The organism is Mesorhizobium sp. WSM4884 (assembly GCF_029625675.1).
GTDB lineage: Bacteria > Pseudomonadota > Alphaproteobacteria > Rhizobiales > Rhizobiaceae > Mesorhizobium.
The window spans coordinates 68,863-85,218 of the sequence record NZ_JARTVO010000002.1; the positions used below are offsets into that span (position 1 = coordinate 68,863).

Annotated in this window: 11 protein-coding genes; 3 read left to right on the forward strand and 8 right to left on the reverse strand. The window is 64.3% G+C overall.

All coding sequences use genetic code 11. The annotated features are described in order from the left end of the window. Window positions 1-292 precede the first annotated feature (292 nt). Window positions 293-1,333 carry a DUF4185 domain-containing protein gene (locus tag P9236_RS03040; RefSeq protein ID WP_278073122.1) on the reverse strand — a complete coding sequence of 347 codons (1,041 nt, stop codon included), beginning with the start codon at window positions 1,331-1,333 and terminating at the stop codon, window positions 293-295. A 424-nt stretch (window positions 1,334-1,757) separates the two neighbouring features. Between P9236_RS03040 and P9236_RS03045 the strand changes: the two genes are divergently transcribed. Beyond that, the gene (locus tag P9236_RS03045) at window positions 1,758-2,984 is read left to right on the forward strand and encodes a hypothetical protein (RefSeq protein ID WP_278073123.1); all 1,227 of its coding nucleotides are present in this window, start codon (window positions 1,758-1,760) and stop codon (window positions 2,982-2,984) included. A 253-nt stretch (window positions 2,985-3,237) separates the two neighbouring features. Here P9236_RS03045 and P9236_RS03050 read toward each other — a convergent pair whose 3' ends face one another. From P9236_RS03050 to P9236_RS03080, 7 genes are all read right to left on the reverse strand, one after another. Further along, window positions 3,238-3,711: a DUF4189 domain-containing protein gene (locus P9236_RS03050; protein ID WP_278073124.1), complete on the reverse strand. Its 474-nt coding sequence runs from the start codon at window positions 3,709-3,711 to the stop codon at window positions 3,238-3,240. A gap of 50 nt (window positions 3,712-3,761) precedes the next feature. Beyond that, window positions 3,762-4,472, reverse strand: coding sequence for a hypothetical protein (locus tag P9236_RS03055; RefSeq protein WP_278073125.1), 711 nt, complete (start codon window positions 4,470-4,472; stop codon window positions 3,762-3,764). Between the two features lie 45 nt (window positions 4,473-4,517). Beyond that, window positions 4,518-5,093, reverse strand: coding sequence for an invasion associated locus B family protein (locus P9236_RS03060; protein ID WP_278073126.1), 576 nt, complete (start codon window positions 5,091-5,093; stop codon window positions 4,518-4,520). Window positions 5,094-5,157: 64 nt separating this feature from the next. After that, window positions 5,158-9,147: a YadA-like family protein gene (locus P9236_RS03065; RefSeq protein WP_278073127.1), complete on the reverse strand. Its 3,990-nt coding sequence runs from the start codon at window positions 9,145-9,147 to the stop codon at window positions 5,158-5,160. Beyond that, on the reverse strand, window positions 9,144-9,596 hold the full coding sequence (locus P9236_RS03070) for a hypothetical protein (RefSeq protein WP_278073128.1): 453 nt from the start codon (window positions 9,594-9,596) through the stop codon (window positions 9,144-9,146). Before P9236_RS03070 ends, P9236_RS03065 begins: the two co-directional genes overlap by 4 nt. Window positions 9,597-9,793: 197 nt before the next feature. Next, the gene (locus P9236_RS03075) at window positions 9,794-10,309 is read right to left on the reverse strand and encodes an AraC family transcriptional regulator (protein ID WP_278073129.1); all 516 of its coding nucleotides are present in this window, start codon (window positions 10,307-10,309) and stop codon (window positions 9,794-9,796) included. Between the two features lie 436 nt (window positions 10,310-10,745). After that, the gene (locus P9236_RS03080) at window positions 10,746-12,269 is read right to left on the reverse strand and encodes a helicase HerA-like C-terminal domain-containing protein (RefSeq protein WP_278073130.1); all 1,524 of its coding nucleotides are present in this window, start codon (window positions 12,267-12,269) and stop codon (window positions 10,746-10,748) included. Window positions 12,270-12,523: 254 nt separating this feature from the next. Between P9236_RS03080 and P9236_RS03085 the strand changes: the two genes are divergently transcribed. Beyond that, complete coding sequence (locus P9236_RS03085) at window positions 12,524-13,966, forward strand: methylmalonyl-CoA mutase subunit beta (RefSeq protein ID WP_278073131.1); 1,443 nt, start codon at window positions 12,524-12,526, stop codon at window positions 13,964-13,966. Further along, on the forward strand, window positions 13,963-16,086 hold the full coding sequence (scpA, locus tag P9236_RS03090; RefSeq protein ID WP_278073132.1) for a methylmalonyl-CoA mutase: 2,124 nt from the start codon (window positions 13,963-13,965) through the stop codon (window positions 16,084-16,086). The genes P9236_RS03085 and scpA overlap by 4 nt, the downstream gene beginning before the upstream one ends. Window positions 16,087-16,356 lie beyond the last annotated feature (270 nt).

A 16,356-nucleotide genomic window follows, 5' to 3' on the forward strand; every position in this document is an offset into this window, starting at 1 on the left:
CACGGACAACAAGCGACGACAAGTGAATGCCGCGCACTACGGTCCGGTTCCGGCATTACATCATCTAGTGCCCGGTCGCCGGCCTGCCACCCAAGCCTGGGCAGGCCTGGTAATTCGGTCGGAAAAGTAATCGATTTCAACAGTTTGATATGATCTGCCGCCGGGATCGACAGCACAGGCAGCCAGTCTTAACGCATTCGTGAACCGGACAGATCCACTCGCAGCTATGCCTAAGAAGAGGCGCCAGCCCAGGCGGACCTGCCGGCTGATCCACCTGGGAGGAGCCAGCCGATCATTTCGAGCTGACCGGTGTCACCGCGGCGCCATGCGGCGCGACCGGATCGTCGGCGGAGACGACCGCCGGGGCGGCCGGCTCGAGCCTCGTATGCATCAGGAAGACATTATAAGGGCCCCACTGGGACATCGTGTAGTAGAGATCGCCATCGATCTCGGTTCCCGGCACGATGTAGGGCGCGTAGAGACCCGGATATTGATCCGCGGTCACCACCGCCTGGGCGTCGCTCCAGGGGCCAGTCAGCACGGGGGCGGTGCGCAGCACCACCGCTCGCCGGTTTTCATCGAGATACATCATCAGCCAACGGTGATGGGGCTCGCTCCACGCCACGGAGAGCTCACCCACCGGCGCGGGCACGACCAGGGCCGCGGATTTGGCATCGGCATCCCACTTCGTGCCATCCCAGTACTCATAGGCATCGGGCGTCAGGATGCGCTCACGCGCAACCCGGCGCAGCCGCACCCCGCCGAAGCGCCCTTCAGGTATGCCGAAGCTGTAGAGAAAGCCGTCCGCCATGACGAAGGCAACCTGCTCGAAACCGCAGGCCTCGCGCCATGTCGCCCCGGCCGGCTTCGCCCATGTCTGTCCGTCGTCATCGGAATAGGCGAGGCCCGAATGGCCGACCGTCCAGTTGCCGCCTATCAAGCCCCAATGTCTGACTGACATGTAGTGGAGATAGATGCGCCCGCCAAGGGAGATACCCTGGGTCGGGATGACGGTCTTCTCGTCGCCTTCGATCTTGCGAGAGCGGATCAGCTCCTTGGCCGCGCCGTCCGGCCCGGTGACCATGGATTCGAACGGAAAGCCGTGGCGCGGATCCGGGTCGGCAATGCGGGCCATGACGTTGCTGCGCCAATTGCTGCCGCCAAAACCACCTGCCCCGAAAGTATCGCCAAAGACCATGTAGAGCCGGTCGCGATGCCAGAACATGTGACCAAGGTCGGTCCCGTAGACGCCCCATCGCGCAGCCGTGTCGTTCCGGGAATTCTTGCCGGTGACCTGATTCATGATCTCGGTGCCGAGCACGCGCAAAGGCATGACGTCCTCTTTGGCCGAACCGACTGCAGCGGGAGCTTTCGCGGCCTCTTCCGGCGACGTAGCCGGCGGCTGAATCGGCGCGGCAGCCGCCGCTAGCGTGGAGCCACGCGGGTCAGTTGGAGGAAGATTTGATAAAATGCCCAGACACGACAGATTCAAGAAAACGAGCCAAAAAACCCGCCCCACGCAACGCCCCTTTGTTAGTCACAACCCAAGTCGGACTGTTACGTATTGTGATCAGATGGCGGAATTGCGACAGCGCCGCATGAATGCGCCGCGAACCTGAATTCCGAGCGATCATGTAATTAACCTATTGATTATCTTATGATATTTTTTCCACAGGCAGACATGGGCCGGTTCTCCCTCACAGAATGCGACTCTTGGTCCAGATGAGTGATTGAACCCACCCTCCCGATAGGGGTTGGTGAAAATCGGGCTGATTTCTGTGGCGGGCCGAACAATCGACAAAACCCCGGAGGTGCCCGTGGTCCCGGCAGTCTCAACAAATGCATCGATGGGCACCAGTACCCGCGTCATGCGGCTGGCGTGGTTCGTGGCGTTGCTGTGCTACGCGGTCCTGCTCACCACGTTCCACTATGCTTCCACGACCGTCTGGTGGATCGCCAGTCCGGCTCTAATGGCCGACTTCATCGCGGCGGCGCCATTTCAAGGCCGGGTGCTGCTGCCGCTCATCGTCCACGCTATCATGCGCGTCACGCCCTGGTTCGACGTCGACCTCCTGTTCGCCGCGGCCGAAGTCGCCGCCTGGATGCTGCTGGTCGTCGTGGCGCGTAAAGCGCTTCGGGTGTTCCGCATCGAGACATCGGACCTCGTCAGCGGGATTCTGGCGCTGACGATCACGGTTCCGGTCGCGCTGCATCTGATCGTGCCCGACCTGGAGGTCCACTCGGTATTGGGGTTCGACAGCGGCGTTCTCGAATTGGGGAAATGGCAGACGGTGCCGTTCTTCCGCTATGTCTACGACCTGCCGGCGGCTGTCTTCACGCTGGCGCTCGTGCTCTGTCTCGCACGCTTCGTCCAGACACCCGGAACGGGCTGGTTGACGACCTATCTCGGTCTGTTCGCGCTCGCCACCGTGAACCGCGAGACCACAATGTTCTTGCTGCCGGCCTTCCTTGCGGTGTGCTGGGGGATGCTCGACCGCCGCACGATTGCGACGGCGCTGGCGGCGCAGGTGATCATTTTCGTCGTGATCCAGGCTGCCATCAGATGGTTGTTCCCGGGGCTGCCCAATCCCTATGCCAGCATCCCGGGGACCAACTACGAGATCCATCTGACGGACAATCTCTGGCTGTTCACCAATCCCCTCTATCTGTTGACCTATCTCGCCCGCTTCGGCGCCGGCCTTTACCTGCCCGTCCTGCTGCTGCACCGCTACCTCGACCCGGTGCTGAAACGGACACTGCTGTGGTTCGGCATACCGTTTCTCGTATCCACCGTGCTTTTCGGGCGTCTGGTGGAGCATCGGGTGGTCATCGAAATCGTGCCTTTGCTGTGGCTGGGTGCCGTCCAGGCAATCAGCGCCTGGAGCGCGGATCAGGCGCGGCAGTCCCAGACTCATGGGCGACAACCGTTGCCTTTAGAGGCCCAGCGCGGCCCTGAAAGCGCAAAGCTCCTCGTCGGCGATTGAGACGAAGTGCCGCGGCTCGGGTAGCCGCCGGGTGCGCACATCGGCGATGAACTCGCGATAGGCGGCGATGCGCTTGCGCCGGAGACGCCAATATCCAGCCGAGCCATGCGACCGGCAGTTGTCCAGAGCATTTCACCGTTTCACGGAAACGGCGAACCGCTCTATCTCTTTTTTTGACGCAATTCCGGACGGAAGGCTGCGGCGAAGTCGCCGAGCCCGACCGTTTCACACTTTTCCTGGAATTGCTCCCGCGTCAGGTGCAGACCCACTCGCGGATCTTGCACTCCTTCTTCTCGCCTCCGCACTGCGCCGTGGCCTTGTCCTCGGCCTCGCGGCGGGTCGTGGCCGAGGCGGCGCCCCAGAACGGGGTTGCCGCGCCGCGGCTCTTGCCGACGGAGAGGGCCGCACAGTGCTCGTAGGGAAAGCCGGTGCCGTCGTCATCGTCCCAGTGGCGATGGTTGCGGAACACCTCGACGACCCGGCAGCCGGCGCCGTCTGCATTCTCGCAATGCTTGAGCGCGATGTCCTGCGCCTCCTCGCGCTTGTCGGCACCCCAAAAGAAGCCGTGCCGGCCGTCGCCCGGCGAATAGGCGATCGCCCCCCATATGCCCTTTTCCTCGCCCGTCTGCGCCGGTTCCGGCGCCACCAGGTCGGCGGCATGGCCGGCGATCGTAAGTCCGATCAAAGTCGCAAGCAGCGGGAATGAGAGACGGGGATTGACCAGCATTTTCGTGCTCCAGCTTCTAACCATTCATGAGTCCAGCGCACTGCCGGCCGCTAGCCGCCCATGCGTGCCACGGAGACGACGATGCAGGTATTTCCGGTCGGGACCAGCAGGGCCTGGCCACCATCGTTGGCCAGGTTGAAAAGCACCGTGTTCGAAAGATTGTCCGTCGCAACGCTGCCCTTCGGCAGGGTTTGCGCGACTTCCTGGCAGGATTTCTGGAACGGGGCGATCCGCACGAAGCCGCCTTCGCAGGTCTGGCCGACAGGCGAGGCAAAGACGACGCCGGCGGCTTGCGTCTTGTAGTCAGGCAGGTCGTAGCTCATGCCGGCGACCGCCTGCAGAGCATGGGTATCCGGCGAGGATTTGTCCCATTGCGTTTGGACCGCATAGGTAGATCCAGCGGTGAGAGCCTGGCCAAGCGTGGCGAAAATGTTGGCGCAGGTGTGGACGCCCGCCTGGGTCACATGCGCCTGAAACGGATTCTTGTTCGCAGAGGCATCCGCCGGCGCGGGCTTGGTCTCCGCGGGCTTGGCTTCCATGGGCTTGCCTTGGGCGGCGGGAGCCTGCGCTTGCGCCGAGGCCGTGCCCGTGACGAGCGTGCCTAGCGCGGGGAAGAAACGGACCGACAGGATGACCGCCGCCGCGACGAGGACAGCGAACGCGCCGAGCAGCGCGGTGTTTCGCAGCAGCCGCCAGACCGACGAGCGCCTCGGCGGCGGGCTGGCCGACGGGTCATGCGGAGCTGCCGGCTGGGGTCGCATCAGAATTCTTTCCTCGATGGATTGGCGTGTCATTTGCAAGTCTTTCTATTTGATGGCCGACAGCGCGGTCTTGAGCCCCTTCAAAGGGGCGTCGAGGCTGACCGCCGCCCCCGACGGCAGGGAATAGGTAACCTGGACGGTGGTCTCCTTGCCGATCTCGCCGCGAAGCACGGGACCCACCGGGAGATAGCCGACGCAGACCGACGCATCGCAGGCCTGTAGTTGAACTTCGACCGGCTGCTTGCGGCCGGCAATTCCAAGCGAGAGCTTGCTTCCCGTGCCGGCTTGGCTGGGGGTCCGCAATATCAAGAAAGGCTTGCCCTTCTCGTCGGCCGCAAGCGACCAGCTGAAGACCAGCGCCTGGCTCTGGTCGATGAAGGACTGGCTGATGTTGCACACTTTCTTCCTGGCCTGCAGGTTCTCGTCGCAGATCAGCGTCCAGTTCTCGAACGGACGCGTGGTCCGCTGATATTGGCCAAGCTTTACGTTCGCGGGCACCGCGACTTCCGAAGGCTTTATCCGATAGGCAGACGGGACCGCCTCCTGCCCGGCCGCGCGTGGGCCGGACAGGAGCAGGCAGGTCAAGGACATCGCGATGGCAGAGACCGCGTACCTGGTCATGAACGGACTTCTTGTTTGCGCATGATCTTTCCGCAAACCGCTACACACTTTCCGGGATCATGCTCTAGTTGATGGTAAAGCTGACGCCCGCGCCGACACCCCAGTGGCCGCCCGCCGTCGTGCCGGACACATTGGCCCGGGCGCGCCCGTCCTCGCTAGTGTAGCCGGCGCCGAAGGCGACGGCTCCCTCGCCGCGCCAGTAGCCGCCGCCTGCCGCCACGCTCAGCTTGCCTGGACGATCGTCATAGCGCAGCGAAGCGGCCGCCAGGCCGATCGCGGCCGCCTGGCGCGCTTCGCCTCGAGCCTCACCCATGTCCATATTGAGCTGGCTGAGCTTGGAGTCGGTATAGGCATTGGCCTGCTGGAGCGTCGTGGCCGCCACCTGGTTGGTGTAGGTCTTGGAGTCCGTCAGGTTGAGCGCCAGCTGGTCGGTGAGCTGCTTGACGTTGACCGCATCGGTGTCGGCTGTGCCGGCGCCGACATTGTGGATGACGACGGGCGCATTCACGTCGCCGCCGACGAGCGTCAGCGAGTTCGACTTGGTGCCGTCCGGGTTCTTGTCGTATTGGACGGAGAACTCGGTCAGATTGCCGACGCTTCCCTGCACGGCTTCGACAGCCTGGTTGGTCGCATAGAGCTGGCTGCCGTTGATGGCGTCGGTGGAGGAGGCGCTGATCCGGCCAGCGGCCACGTTGGTGACGGTGCGCTCGTTGCCGACGCTACCGACGCTCACTGTGCTGGTCGGTGTGGTTCCGGCGAAGGTGTAGGCGACGCCGTTGATCGTCGTGCCGGTGGTGGCGACCGCGGCCGCCGTCGTCGAGCCCGCGCCGAGCGCGACGCTGCCCGGCTCGTTGGCCGTGGCGCCGGCGCCGAGGGCTACGGCCTGGGCGCCGTTGGTGGTGGCGTTGGTGCCGAGCGCGACACTGTCGGCCTGGTTGACGGTGGAGTTCTGGCCGATCGCGATGCCGCCCGGCGCCGTCTGCTGGACGATCGCGCCATTGCCCATGCCGATGCCGTTGTCGCCGTTGACGGTGGTGCGCGGGCCGATCGCAACCGAATCGGTGCCGACCGCCAGCGAGTCCGAGGCCGTCGAATTGGCGTGGAAATACATGGTGCCCGTCACCGCGAAGGAGCTCAGCGCGCCCTTCAACTGGCGAAGCGTGACGGCGTCCTGGTCCAGCGTGCCGTCGGCCACGTTGGTGATCTGGCGATAGGATGTCGAGTTACCCACCGACACGGCGCCGAGGAGCGTTAGGTCCGTGGTGTTGTAGGGAATGAGGCCTGTGCCGGAGAGAATCGATCCCGATACGGGCGCCACCGCACGATCCGAGACCGAACCGGCGCCGAGCGCAACTCCGCCGAGGATAGTGGCCTGGGTGCCTCGGCCGAGCGCCAGCGAATCGCCGGCGGAAGCCGTCGCCTGGTAGCCGAGCGCGGAAGAGCCCACCCCTTGCGCGAAGGCGTCGGTGACCGGCAGCGTGGTGTCGTTCGTACGCACGTAGCGGATGCCGTCGCCATTGGCGTCGGTGTAGGCGGTCGAGGTGTCGCCGGCAAAATTGTTGATCGTATTGCCGAGCGTGGTGATGTCGGCGGTGTTGGCGGCGATGTCGGTCGTGTTCTGCGTCACCTGCTGATTGGTGGCGAAGAGCTGCGAGCCGTTGACGGCATCGGTCGACGAGCCGTTCAACTGCCCGGCCGCCACGTTCTGGATCTGGCGCTCAGCGCCGACCGAGCCGACCGAGAAGGCGCCGGCCGGCGTCGTACCCGCAAAGGTATAGGTGGTGCCTCCGATGACCGTGCTGCCGACCGCGGTCGTGGTGCCGGACACGGCGTTCAGGCCGATCGCGACGTCGCCGGCATTGTTCGCCACGGCATTCGGGCCGATCGCCACCGAATCCGCCCCCAGCGCCTGGGAATCGGCGAGCGTCGAATTGGCATGGAAATACTTGATGCCGCCGCCGGTGTTGATGTTGGTGACCGTGCTGGCGAGACTGTCGACGGCCTGATTGGTCGCGAAGAGCTGCGAGCCGTTGACCGCGTCGGTCGAGGACCCGCTGATGCGCCCCGCCGCGAGATTGGTGAGGGTGCGTTCCGCGCCGGGCGCGCCGATGCTGACCGTCGAGGTCGGAGTGGTGCCCTGGAAGGCATAGGTGGTGCCGTTGATCACCGCACTCGGCGTGCCGACCGCTACAGCGGTCACCGAGCCCGAGCCCAGCGCGACATCGCCGGAGCTTGCGGTCGCGGCGGCGCCGTCGCCCAGCGCGACATTGCCGGCGAGGCCGGCTGCACCCGCGGTGGAGCCGTTGCCGAGCGCCACGGAGCCCTGTCCGATCGCCTTGTTGTTGTTGCCGATCGCGACCGCGCCGGCCGCCTGGTTGGCGGCGGTGGCGCTGGCCGTGCCGTCGCTGTTGGCGATGTTGTTGGCGCCGCCGGTGAAGGCGCCGGTGCCGCTGGCATAGCTCGGATCGCCGATCGAGACCGCGCCGTCGCCATAGGCCGTGTTGCCGGAGCCGATGGAGACGGCCTTGCCGCCAGTCGCCACCGCATTGGTGCCCATGGCGACCGCCTCGGCGGAATCGGCCTTGGCGTTGAGACCTACAGAAATCGTATTGTTGCTGCTTATGCCTATGCCGGCATTGGTGCCGATCGCGATATTGTCGTTACCCGTCACCAAGCTGCCTGCGGACGCCTTGAGCGTGGCGTCATAGGCCACGGAGCCGTCGCCGGTTCCGAACGCGACATTGCGCGCTCCGGTGACGCCGGAGCCGGCGCCCCGCATTACGCTGGCGATGCCGCCGCCGATCGCGCTGTTCTGGGCGCCGCTCACGAGCGTGCCGGCGGCGATACCCACCGCAAGGGAATTCGTATTGGCGGTGGTTGAGCCAGCGCCGGCGCCCTGTCCGACGGCAACCGTGCCGTCGCCGCTGGCCAGCGCCTGCCCGCCGAGCGCGAGTGCAGTATTCCCCGTCGCGCGAGCCAAATTGCCGAGAGCGACCGCTGCGGGACCGGCCGCGTTGGCCTGATAGCCGGCAGCGAAAGCATAGGTGGCGGAGGCCTGGGCCGCCGTTCCGATCGCCGTTGCGTTGGCGGCTCCTGCGTTTGCGTTGATGCCCAAAGCGATCGCCTGAGTTCCGCTAGAGACCGAGCCGCCGCCTATAGAGGTGCTGTTGACGCCACTGGCAGTGGAGCTCTCGCCTAAAGCCAGAGTGTTTGCCTGGTTCGCGGACGCGTTAGCGCCCAAGGCGACCGCATTGATGGCAGTGGCGTTGGCGTTTAGGCCCCCAGCAAAGGCCCCGGCGCCGCTGGCGACGGACTGGCGTCCTATCGCAATGGCGTCGACCTGAGATGCCGTGACATCAGTGCCGATGCCGATAGCACTCTGCGCACTGGCGCCTGTTCCGAAAGTGCGCGCGCCAAGATAGATGGAGTTCAACGCGGACGCGCTCGCCTGGGAGCCGACAGCGATGGCATTCTGGGCGCCTGCGCTAGCGATAAAGCCGTTCGCAAGGGATCCTTGTCCGCTCGCAGTGGAATTATAGCCGACGGCGGTCGACCCATCACCAGTCGCTTTAGTAAGAGAACCAAGAGCAGACGCATTCACCCCGGTCGCTGATGCTCCCGGTCCGATCGCGGAGGCATTCACGCCCTGGGCCTGCGCATCGGTCCCCAACGCAACTGAATTGTTCCCGTTGGAAATTGATCGGCAGCCTATAGCCGTGCCTCCTGTCGGCGCCCCGACGGTGGCCGTATATCCTGTGCAACCGATCGCGATGCCGTTGGCACCACTCGCGGTTCCAGCGCCCGCTGTATAGTTACCGCCTGGAATAGTTTGGCCAAATGCCTGAGGCGCAATAATCAGCCCCAAGGCGCCGAAAATAGCCCCAATCGCGCCGATACTCCGATCTTTACGACGCATCCCAAGAACGCGCGACGACATCCGAAGCGCCGCCAACAGCCGGCGCCGGAGCGAGCGGCTGTCGGCCGCGCCGGGTATCCAGTTTCCGGCGAAGCGGTCCGAGCTGCGCCGGATGATGTGTCCTTGCCTGAAGTTCATTGCGAGAGTGCCTCCTTTGGTGGGTCGCGCTCGATGACAGGTTCCGCCGACCCTGCCACTGATGCGTGTCTGCTCGAAAATGGAATGACGATATCGGCACCGCGCGCGAGCAGCGCATGGCCCTGCTTTTCGCCGATCGCCTCGACGCGATCGAGCGTGTTCTCAAGCCAGGTGTCGTCCGCCTCCGGCACGGCCTGAAGCGCTCCTGCGACCCGCTCGGCCGGAATCAGCCGGCCGAGATAGGACCGCACGGCGGCCAGATGGGCAGCAGGCGCATCGCCCGCGTGAACCACGGCAGTGAGGCCGTAGAGATAGTGGGCCAGCAGAATGTCCTGCTTGGCCAGGGGCACGCCATTTCCATAGCGTTTCTCGAGTGTCCTTGATGCCGACTCCAGCCAGTAGCCGATTTCCTCGGAAAGGCTGCGGCCGATGGCCGTGTCGTCGCTCATGTACCCCTCAGCCAGCTCAGAATCCGGAAATAGCCGGACTTGCTGGAGAAAGACATGTTTTCTGAATCTCGTATTTCAACAAATTGCTGTTTAGTTGAAAATATACAGCAGATATTCGGGAGGTTAATATAAAATTACTTTAGGTATGCCTTTTATAAGCCGACACGCAAATAAACTTGCAGTAAATTAGCGCCACCTTACTCGTTGGCCTGCGATCGACCCTGCCGTGCTCGTACCTGCCGCGGGGTCGCGTTGCGATATTTCTTCATCATGGTGGTGAAGTGGCTCTGGCTCGAGAAGCCGCTCAGATCGGCAATGTCCGTGATCGACATGCGCCTGTCGACAAGCAGCTTTTCGGCAAAGTCCAGGCGAAGACCAAGGACATACTGGTGCGGCGGCACCCCGAAGGTCTTGGAAAAAGCGCGGACGAAATGGTAGGGGGAGAGGCCACAGACCGCCGCCATCTCCGCCAGCGATAGCTTGCGCGAAAAATTCTGACCCAGAAATTCCTGTACCTGACGGGCACGCTTGGCCGACAGCCCGCCTTTCGCGTTCAGCAACGGATGTCCCTCAGCGGTGATTTCCAAAAACCGAGCCGGCAGATCATCGGCGCGCCGCGGTTCGGCCTCCCGATATTCAGCCTCCGGTCGTACCGGCTCAACCTGAAGGAGTGCTTTCGGTTCCCCGGGCAAGATAATTTCGTGATCGCTCATGGACGGTTGGCACCATCGAACTCGCCCCGACGGCAAGTATATGCAGGTATATCAAGAGGCATGATTTGTAGCCGTCGGTATTTCATGAAATTGCGGTTCCGCTGGAAAAAACTTCCCTCGCGAAAACTTAAACGCTGCTGATGAAGCCTGAGTGTCGTGGAGTAAGATTTGATCGTCGTGAGGTAACAAAGCCAACCTCCGACGCGATGCAGTCCCATATAGATTCACGTAGCTAGATTCACGTAGCGCAGCGGGCGCGGCCCATGCCGTCTTTTGCGAAGCGCTCAACTTCGTCGCGCGGGAACTGGGCGAAAAGGCGCTGAACTCGCTCGCAGGGCGCGAGTGGCCCATCTCCGAAATGAACATTGAAGTCGGCCGAGCAGCTTGGGAACTGGAGGCTGCCCTGCGGTTCAGCCCTCCAGTATAACCGCTCTTCTCACCGCCCGCGCGCCAGGCTCCCAAGTATTCCACGCACGATGGCGCGGCCGACGGAGGAGCCTACCGAACGCACCACCGACTTGATGGCGGCTTCGGCCACCGTCTGGCGGTTGGAGGACCGCCGGCCGCTTGTTCCCAAAACATCGTCGAAGCCGGGAATGGTCCAGCGCGAGCCGCCGCTGTTCTGCTGCTGCGCCTGCGCCTCGGCGTCCTGCGCCTCCTTGGTCTTCTTCTGCAGGATCTCGAAGGCCGATTCGCGGTCCACCACCTGGTCGTATTGGCCGGCGACCGGGCTCTCGGCGATGATCTTGCGGCGCTCGTCGGGCGTGATCGGTCCGAGCCGCGAGGACGGCGGCCGGATCAGCGTGCGCTGGACCATGGCAGGGACGCCCTTGTCCTCCAGCATCGAGACCAGCGCCTCGCCGGTGGCGAGCTGGGTGATCGCGGTGGCGCAGTCGAAATCGGGATTGGGCCGGAAGGTCTCGGCCGCCGTCCGCACCGCCTGCTGCTCGCGCGGCGTATAGGCGCGCAGCGAGTGCTGGACGCGGTTGCCGAGCTGGGCCAGAACCTTTTCCGGGATATCCAGCGGGTTCTGGGTGACGAAATAGACGCCGACGCCCTTGGAGCGGATCAGCCGCACCACCTGCTCGACGCGGTCGACCAGCACCTTCGGCGCATCCTCGAACAACAGATGCGCCTCGTCGAAGAAGAAGACCAGCTTCGGCCGCTCGAGGTCACCGACTTCCGGCAATTCCTCGAACAGCTCCGACATCAGCCAGAGCAGGAAGGTGGCGTAGAGCCTGGGGTTCATCATCAGCTTGTCGGCGGCCAGAACGCTGACCGCGCCGCGGCCGTCGCGGGTCGTGCGCATGAGATCGGCAATGCGCAGCGCCGGCTCGCCGAAGAAGTTCGCGGCGCCTTGGCTTTCCAGGACCAGAAGCGTGCGCTGGATGGCGCCGACGGACGGTTTCGTGACATTGCCATAGCGGGCGCTGAGCTCGTCGGCGCGCTCGGCGATGTTGGCAAGCAGGGACTGCAGGTCCTTGAGGTCGAGCAGCAACAACCCCTCCTCGTCGGCGATGCGGAATGCGATGTTCATGACGCCTTCCTGCGCTTCCGTGAGGTTCATCAGCCGCGACATGAGCAGCGGCCCCATTTCCGAGATGGTGGCGCGGATGGGATGGCCCTGCTCGCCGAACAGGTCCCAGAAGATGACCGGGAATTCCTGGAACTGGTAGGGATCGAGCTTCACCTCTCCGGCGCGCTTGACCAGGAAATCCTTGGCCTCGCCCATCATGGCGATGCCGGACAGATCGCCCTTGATATCGGCGCAAAAGACCGGCACGCCGGCGTTGGAAAAACCCTCGGCCAGGACCTGCAGGCTGACCGTCTTGCCGGTGCCGGTGGCGCCGGTGATCAGCCCGTGGCGGTTGCCATAGCGCAGCAGCAGCTCCTCGGCACGCTGGTAGGAATCGTCGGGCTTGCGGCTGGCGCCGATGAAGATGCTGGTGTCGTCAGCCATATGTCGGTCTCCGCAATCTGTTCCGTCAAAAAACGCCCGGCCTCATCGGAGGTATAGTAACGCTGTGGCCATGCGACAATGCCAATCATTGAAACGGCGCCGTCGGCGGAATTCGATCTTTTGAAGCTTGCGGATTTTGAGCATGTTTGGCAATCGGTTAGCGGCTGCCGGGGCAAGCGCGACGGATGTCGCATTGTGATATCCGGCCGAGAACCTTAGACTGGTGGCTGATGCGGCAAGAGACGAGGAATGCGATGGGCGCCGGCGCCTTGACCAGGGATGTCGACCTTCCGAACCCGGACGCCAAGCGCTGGCTGGCGCTGGCGGAAAAGGCGCTTGCCGGCAGCTCCTTCGAGGAGAAGCTCGTTTCGCATACCGATGACGGCATCCGCATCGAGCCGCTTAGCGAACGCTCGACCGGCGCCGAGCCGCTTGTGCGCACCAATCCGACGTCGCCCTGGATCGTCAGCCAGCGCGTCGACGATCCGGACATTGCCCGCGCCAGTGCCCAGGCGCTCGAGGACATCGCGCAGGGCGCGACCGGCCTGTCGCTGGTTTTCGAGGGCGCGCCGAATGCCTTCGGCTACGGCCTGCCCAGAACGGCTGAAGCGCTGGAAACAGTGCTCGACGGCGTGCCGCTCAACCGCGTGCAAGTGCGCATCGACGCGCATCCGTGGAGTCGCGCCGTGGCCGATTGGCTGCTCGCCTTCCTGACCCGGCGCCGATCCGATCCGACAAAGCTCAACCTTTCCTTCGGCATCGACCCGGCGGCGATCTTCGCCGGCACCGGGCGGCTGCGCACCTCGATCGAGGCGCTGCAGGAATCGATGCCGCAGTCGCTGGCGCATTTCTTCTCGATGGGTGTGCCGGGCGCGCTGCTCGAAGCCGACGGCCGGGTCTTCCACAATGCCGGCGCCACCGAGGCGCAGGAACTCGGCACGATGATGGCTTCCGCCGTGTCCTATCTCAGGATGTTCGAGAAGGCGCGCCAGCCGTTGGTGTATGCCGCGCCCTATATCGGCTTTGCCCTCAGCGTCGACCAGGACCAGTTCCTGTCGATGGCCAAGGTGCGGGCGTTGCGCAAGCTCTGGGCGCGCATCCAGGAGGCCTGCTCGATCCCGGCCTCGACGGCAAACGTCCACGCCGAGACCTCCTACCGCATGATGACGATTGCCGACCCGGAAACCAACATCCTGCGCACCGCGATCGCCGCCTTCGCCGCGGCGACCGGCGGCGCCGATTCCATCTCCATCCTGCCGCACACCATCGCGTATGGGCTGCCGGCCGGATTCGCGCGGCGGGTCGCCCGCAATGCGCAGCTGATCATGGCGCATGAAAGCCACCTCCATCATGTCGCCGATCCTGCCAGCGGCTCCGGCGCGGTCGAGGCGCTGACCGACGAGCTTTGCGCGGCGGCCTGGCAGGAATTCCAGCGCATCGAGGCCGAGGGCGGCGTGCTCAACAGTCTGCAGCAGGGCTATATCCAGAACCGTGTGCAGACGGCCGCCGCGAAGCGCAATGCCGCCTATCGGGCCGGTGAACGCGGCATCATCGGCACCACCTTGTTTCGCGTCGGCAGCGAACGTCCGGTCGAGACGTTACCGGCCGAACGCCGCCCGGCGCTGACCGAGGGTGTCGCCGTGTGCGAGCCGCTGTTTCCGGTGCGGATCGATCAATCGATCGGAGCCGGATCATGATCCCGGATTTCAGCCAGGTCGCCTGGTCGGCGCCGCGCCGCGCGCCGGTGGAGCTCAAAGGCCAGCGGATGACGCCGGAAGGCATCGCGGTCAAGCATCTCTACACGCAGGGCGACCTCCAGGGCCTCGCCAACCTCGACACCTATCCCGGCCTGCCGCCCTTCGTGCGCGGCCCCTACCCGACCATGTATGTCCAGCAACCCTGGACGATCCGGCAATATGCCGGCTTCTCGACGGCCGAAGAATCCAACGCCTTCTACCGGCGCAATCTTGCCGCCGGCCAGAAGGGGCTTTCGGTCGCCTTCGACCTCGCCACCCACCGCGGCTATGACAGCGACCATCCGCGCGTCGCCGGCGATGTCGGCATGGCAGGCGTGGCGATCGATTCCATCCTCGACATGCGCCAGCTCTTCGACGGCATCCCGCTCAACGAGATGACGGTGTCGATGACGATGAACGGCGCCGTGCTGCCGATCATGGCGCTCTTCATCGTGGCGGCGGAGGAGCAGGGCGTTGCCGAGAAGGATCTCGCCGGGACCATTCAGAACGACATTCTGAAGGAGTTCATGGTCCGCAACACCTACATCTATCCGCCGAAGCCATCGATGCGGATCGTGTCGGACATCTTCGCCTACACTTCGCGCAACATGCCGAAGTTCAACTCGATCTCGATCTCCGGCTACCACATGCAGGAAGCCGGCGCGACGGCCGACCTCGAGCTCGCCTACACGATTGCCGACGGCATCGAATATGCCCGCGCAGGCGTCGCCGCCGGGCTCGACATCGACCGCTTCGCGCCGCGCCTCTCCTTCTTCTGGGCGATCGGCATGAACTTCTTCATGGAGGTCGCCAAGCTCCGGGCCGCGCGGCTGCTCTGGTCGAGCCTGATGAAGAAGAACTTTTCGCCGAAGGACGAGCGCTCGCTATCGCTGCGCACCCATTGCCAGACCTCAGGCTGGTCACTGACGGCACAGGACCCCTACAACAACATCACCCGCACGATGATCGAGGCGATGGCGGCAACGCAAGGGCATACGCAGTCGCTGCACACCAATTCCTTCGACGAGGCGATGGCGCTGCCGACCGACCATTCGGCGCGGATCGCCCGCAACACGCAGCTCATCCTGCAAAAGGAATCCGGCACCACGCGCATGATCGATCCATGGGGCGGCTCGGCCTATGTCGAGCGGCTGACGCATGATCTGGCGGCGCGCGCACTCGCCCATATCGAGGAGGTCGAAAGCCTCGGCGGCATGGCGGCGGCGATCGAGAAAGGCATTCCGAAGCTGCGCATCGAGGAAGCGGCGGCGCGCACGCAGGCGCGCATCGATTCCGGCGAGCAGGTGCTGGTCGGCGTCAACGCGCATCGCCCGGAAGCCGATATCGAGGTCGACGTGCTGAAGATCGACAATGCCGAGGTGAAGGCCCGGCAATTGGCGAAGCTGCAGCGGCTGAAAGGCACGCGCGACGTCGCGGCACTGGAAAACGCGCTGGCTGCCCTCACCCGCGCCGCCGAGAGTGGCGAGAACCTGCTCGAATTCGCGATCCGCGCGGCGCGCGCCAACGCCACCGTCGGCGAGATCTCGCTTGCGCTGGAGAAGGTATTCGGCCGCCATGCGGCTACCGTCCAGACCATCTCGGGCGTCTATCGCGAGGCGCTCGGCGACAATCCGGCGGTCGACCGGCTCAAGGAGAAGATCGAGGCGTTCGAGAAGAAGACCGGCGCCAAGCCGCGCATCCTGGTCGCCAAGATGGGCCAGGATGGCCACGATCGCGGCCAGAAGGTGATAGCCTCCGCCTTTGCCGATCTCGGCTTCGACGTCACCGTCGGGCCGATGTTCCAGACGCCGGACGAGATCGCAAAGCTGGCGATGCAACACGACGTCGACATCATCGGCGCCTCCTCGCTTGCGGCCGGACATCTGACACTGATCCCCGAGCTCAAGGACGCGCTGAGGAAGCTCGGCCATGGCGACATGCTGATCGTCGCCGGCGGTGTCATCCCGCCGCAGGACTATGACGCGGTGCTGAAGGCGGGTGCCGCGGAAATCTTCCCGCCTGGCACCGTGATCCCGCAGGCTGCAGATCGGCTGATGGATCGGCTGCTGGCGTCTGGGTGAGGGTTCGGTAATAGAGGCGGCCAATGTCCGCGATTGGCCGAAGCATCCCCTCCCCTTCGTCATCCACGGGCGGAGCAGGAGCGAAGCTCCGTCGCGGAGACCCGAGGATCCATTCCGTGACGTCTGCGAAGGAACGCGACACGTCAGAATGGTCGCCTAATCGTCCGAACGCTATCGAGCCTTGTCGCTGGACTGGATATTAGCGACTAGTTCTGCATCGTTTTGATCCGCACAAGCGTCACGGAATGGATCCTCGGGTCTGCGCAGGAG

What these genes read in the sequence shown, in the direction of transcription:
- P9236_RS03040 (WP_278073122.1), bottom strand. Translation starts at nt 1,333, where the DNA reads ATGCCTTTGCGCGTGCTCGGCACCGAGATCATGAATCAGGTCACCGGC.
- P9236_RS03050 (WP_278073124.1), bottom strand. Translation starts at nt 3,711, where the DNA reads ATGCTGGTCAATCCCCGTCTCTCATTCCCGCTGCTTGCGACTTTGATC.
- P9236_RS03055 (WP_278073125.1), bottom strand. Translation starts at nt 4,472, where the DNA reads ATGCGACCCCAGCCGGCAGCTCCGCATGACCCGTCGGCCAGCCCGCCG.
- P9236_RS03060 (WP_278073126.1), bottom strand. Translation starts at nt 5,093, where the DNA reads ATGACCAGGTACGCGGTCTCTGCCATCGCGATGTCCTTGACCTGCCTG.
- P9236_RS03065 (WP_278073127.1), bottom strand. Translation starts at nt 9,147, where the DNA reads ATGAACTTCAGGCAAGGACACATCATCCGGCGCAGCTCGGACCGCTTC.
- P9236_RS03070 (WP_278073128.1), bottom strand. Translation starts at nt 9,596, where the DNA reads ATGAGCGACGACACGGCCATCGGCCGCAGCCTTTCCGAGGAAATCGGC.
- P9236_RS03075 (WP_278073129.1), bottom strand. Translation starts at nt 10,309, where the DNA reads ATGAGCGATCACGAAATTATCTTGCCCGGGGAACCGAAAGCACTCCTT.
- P9236_RS03080 (WP_278073130.1), bottom strand. Translation starts at nt 12,269, where the DNA reads ATGGCTGACGACACCAGCATCTTCATCGGCGCCAGCCGCAAGCCCGAC.
- P9236_RS03085 (WP_278073131.1), top strand. Translation starts at nt 12,524, where the DNA reads ATGGGCGCCGGCGCCTTGACCAGGGATGTCGACCTTCCGAACCCGGAC.
- scpA (WP_278073132.1), top strand. Translation starts at nt 13,963, where the DNA reads ATGATCCCGGATTTCAGCCAGGTCGCCTGGTCGGCGCCGCGCCGCGCG.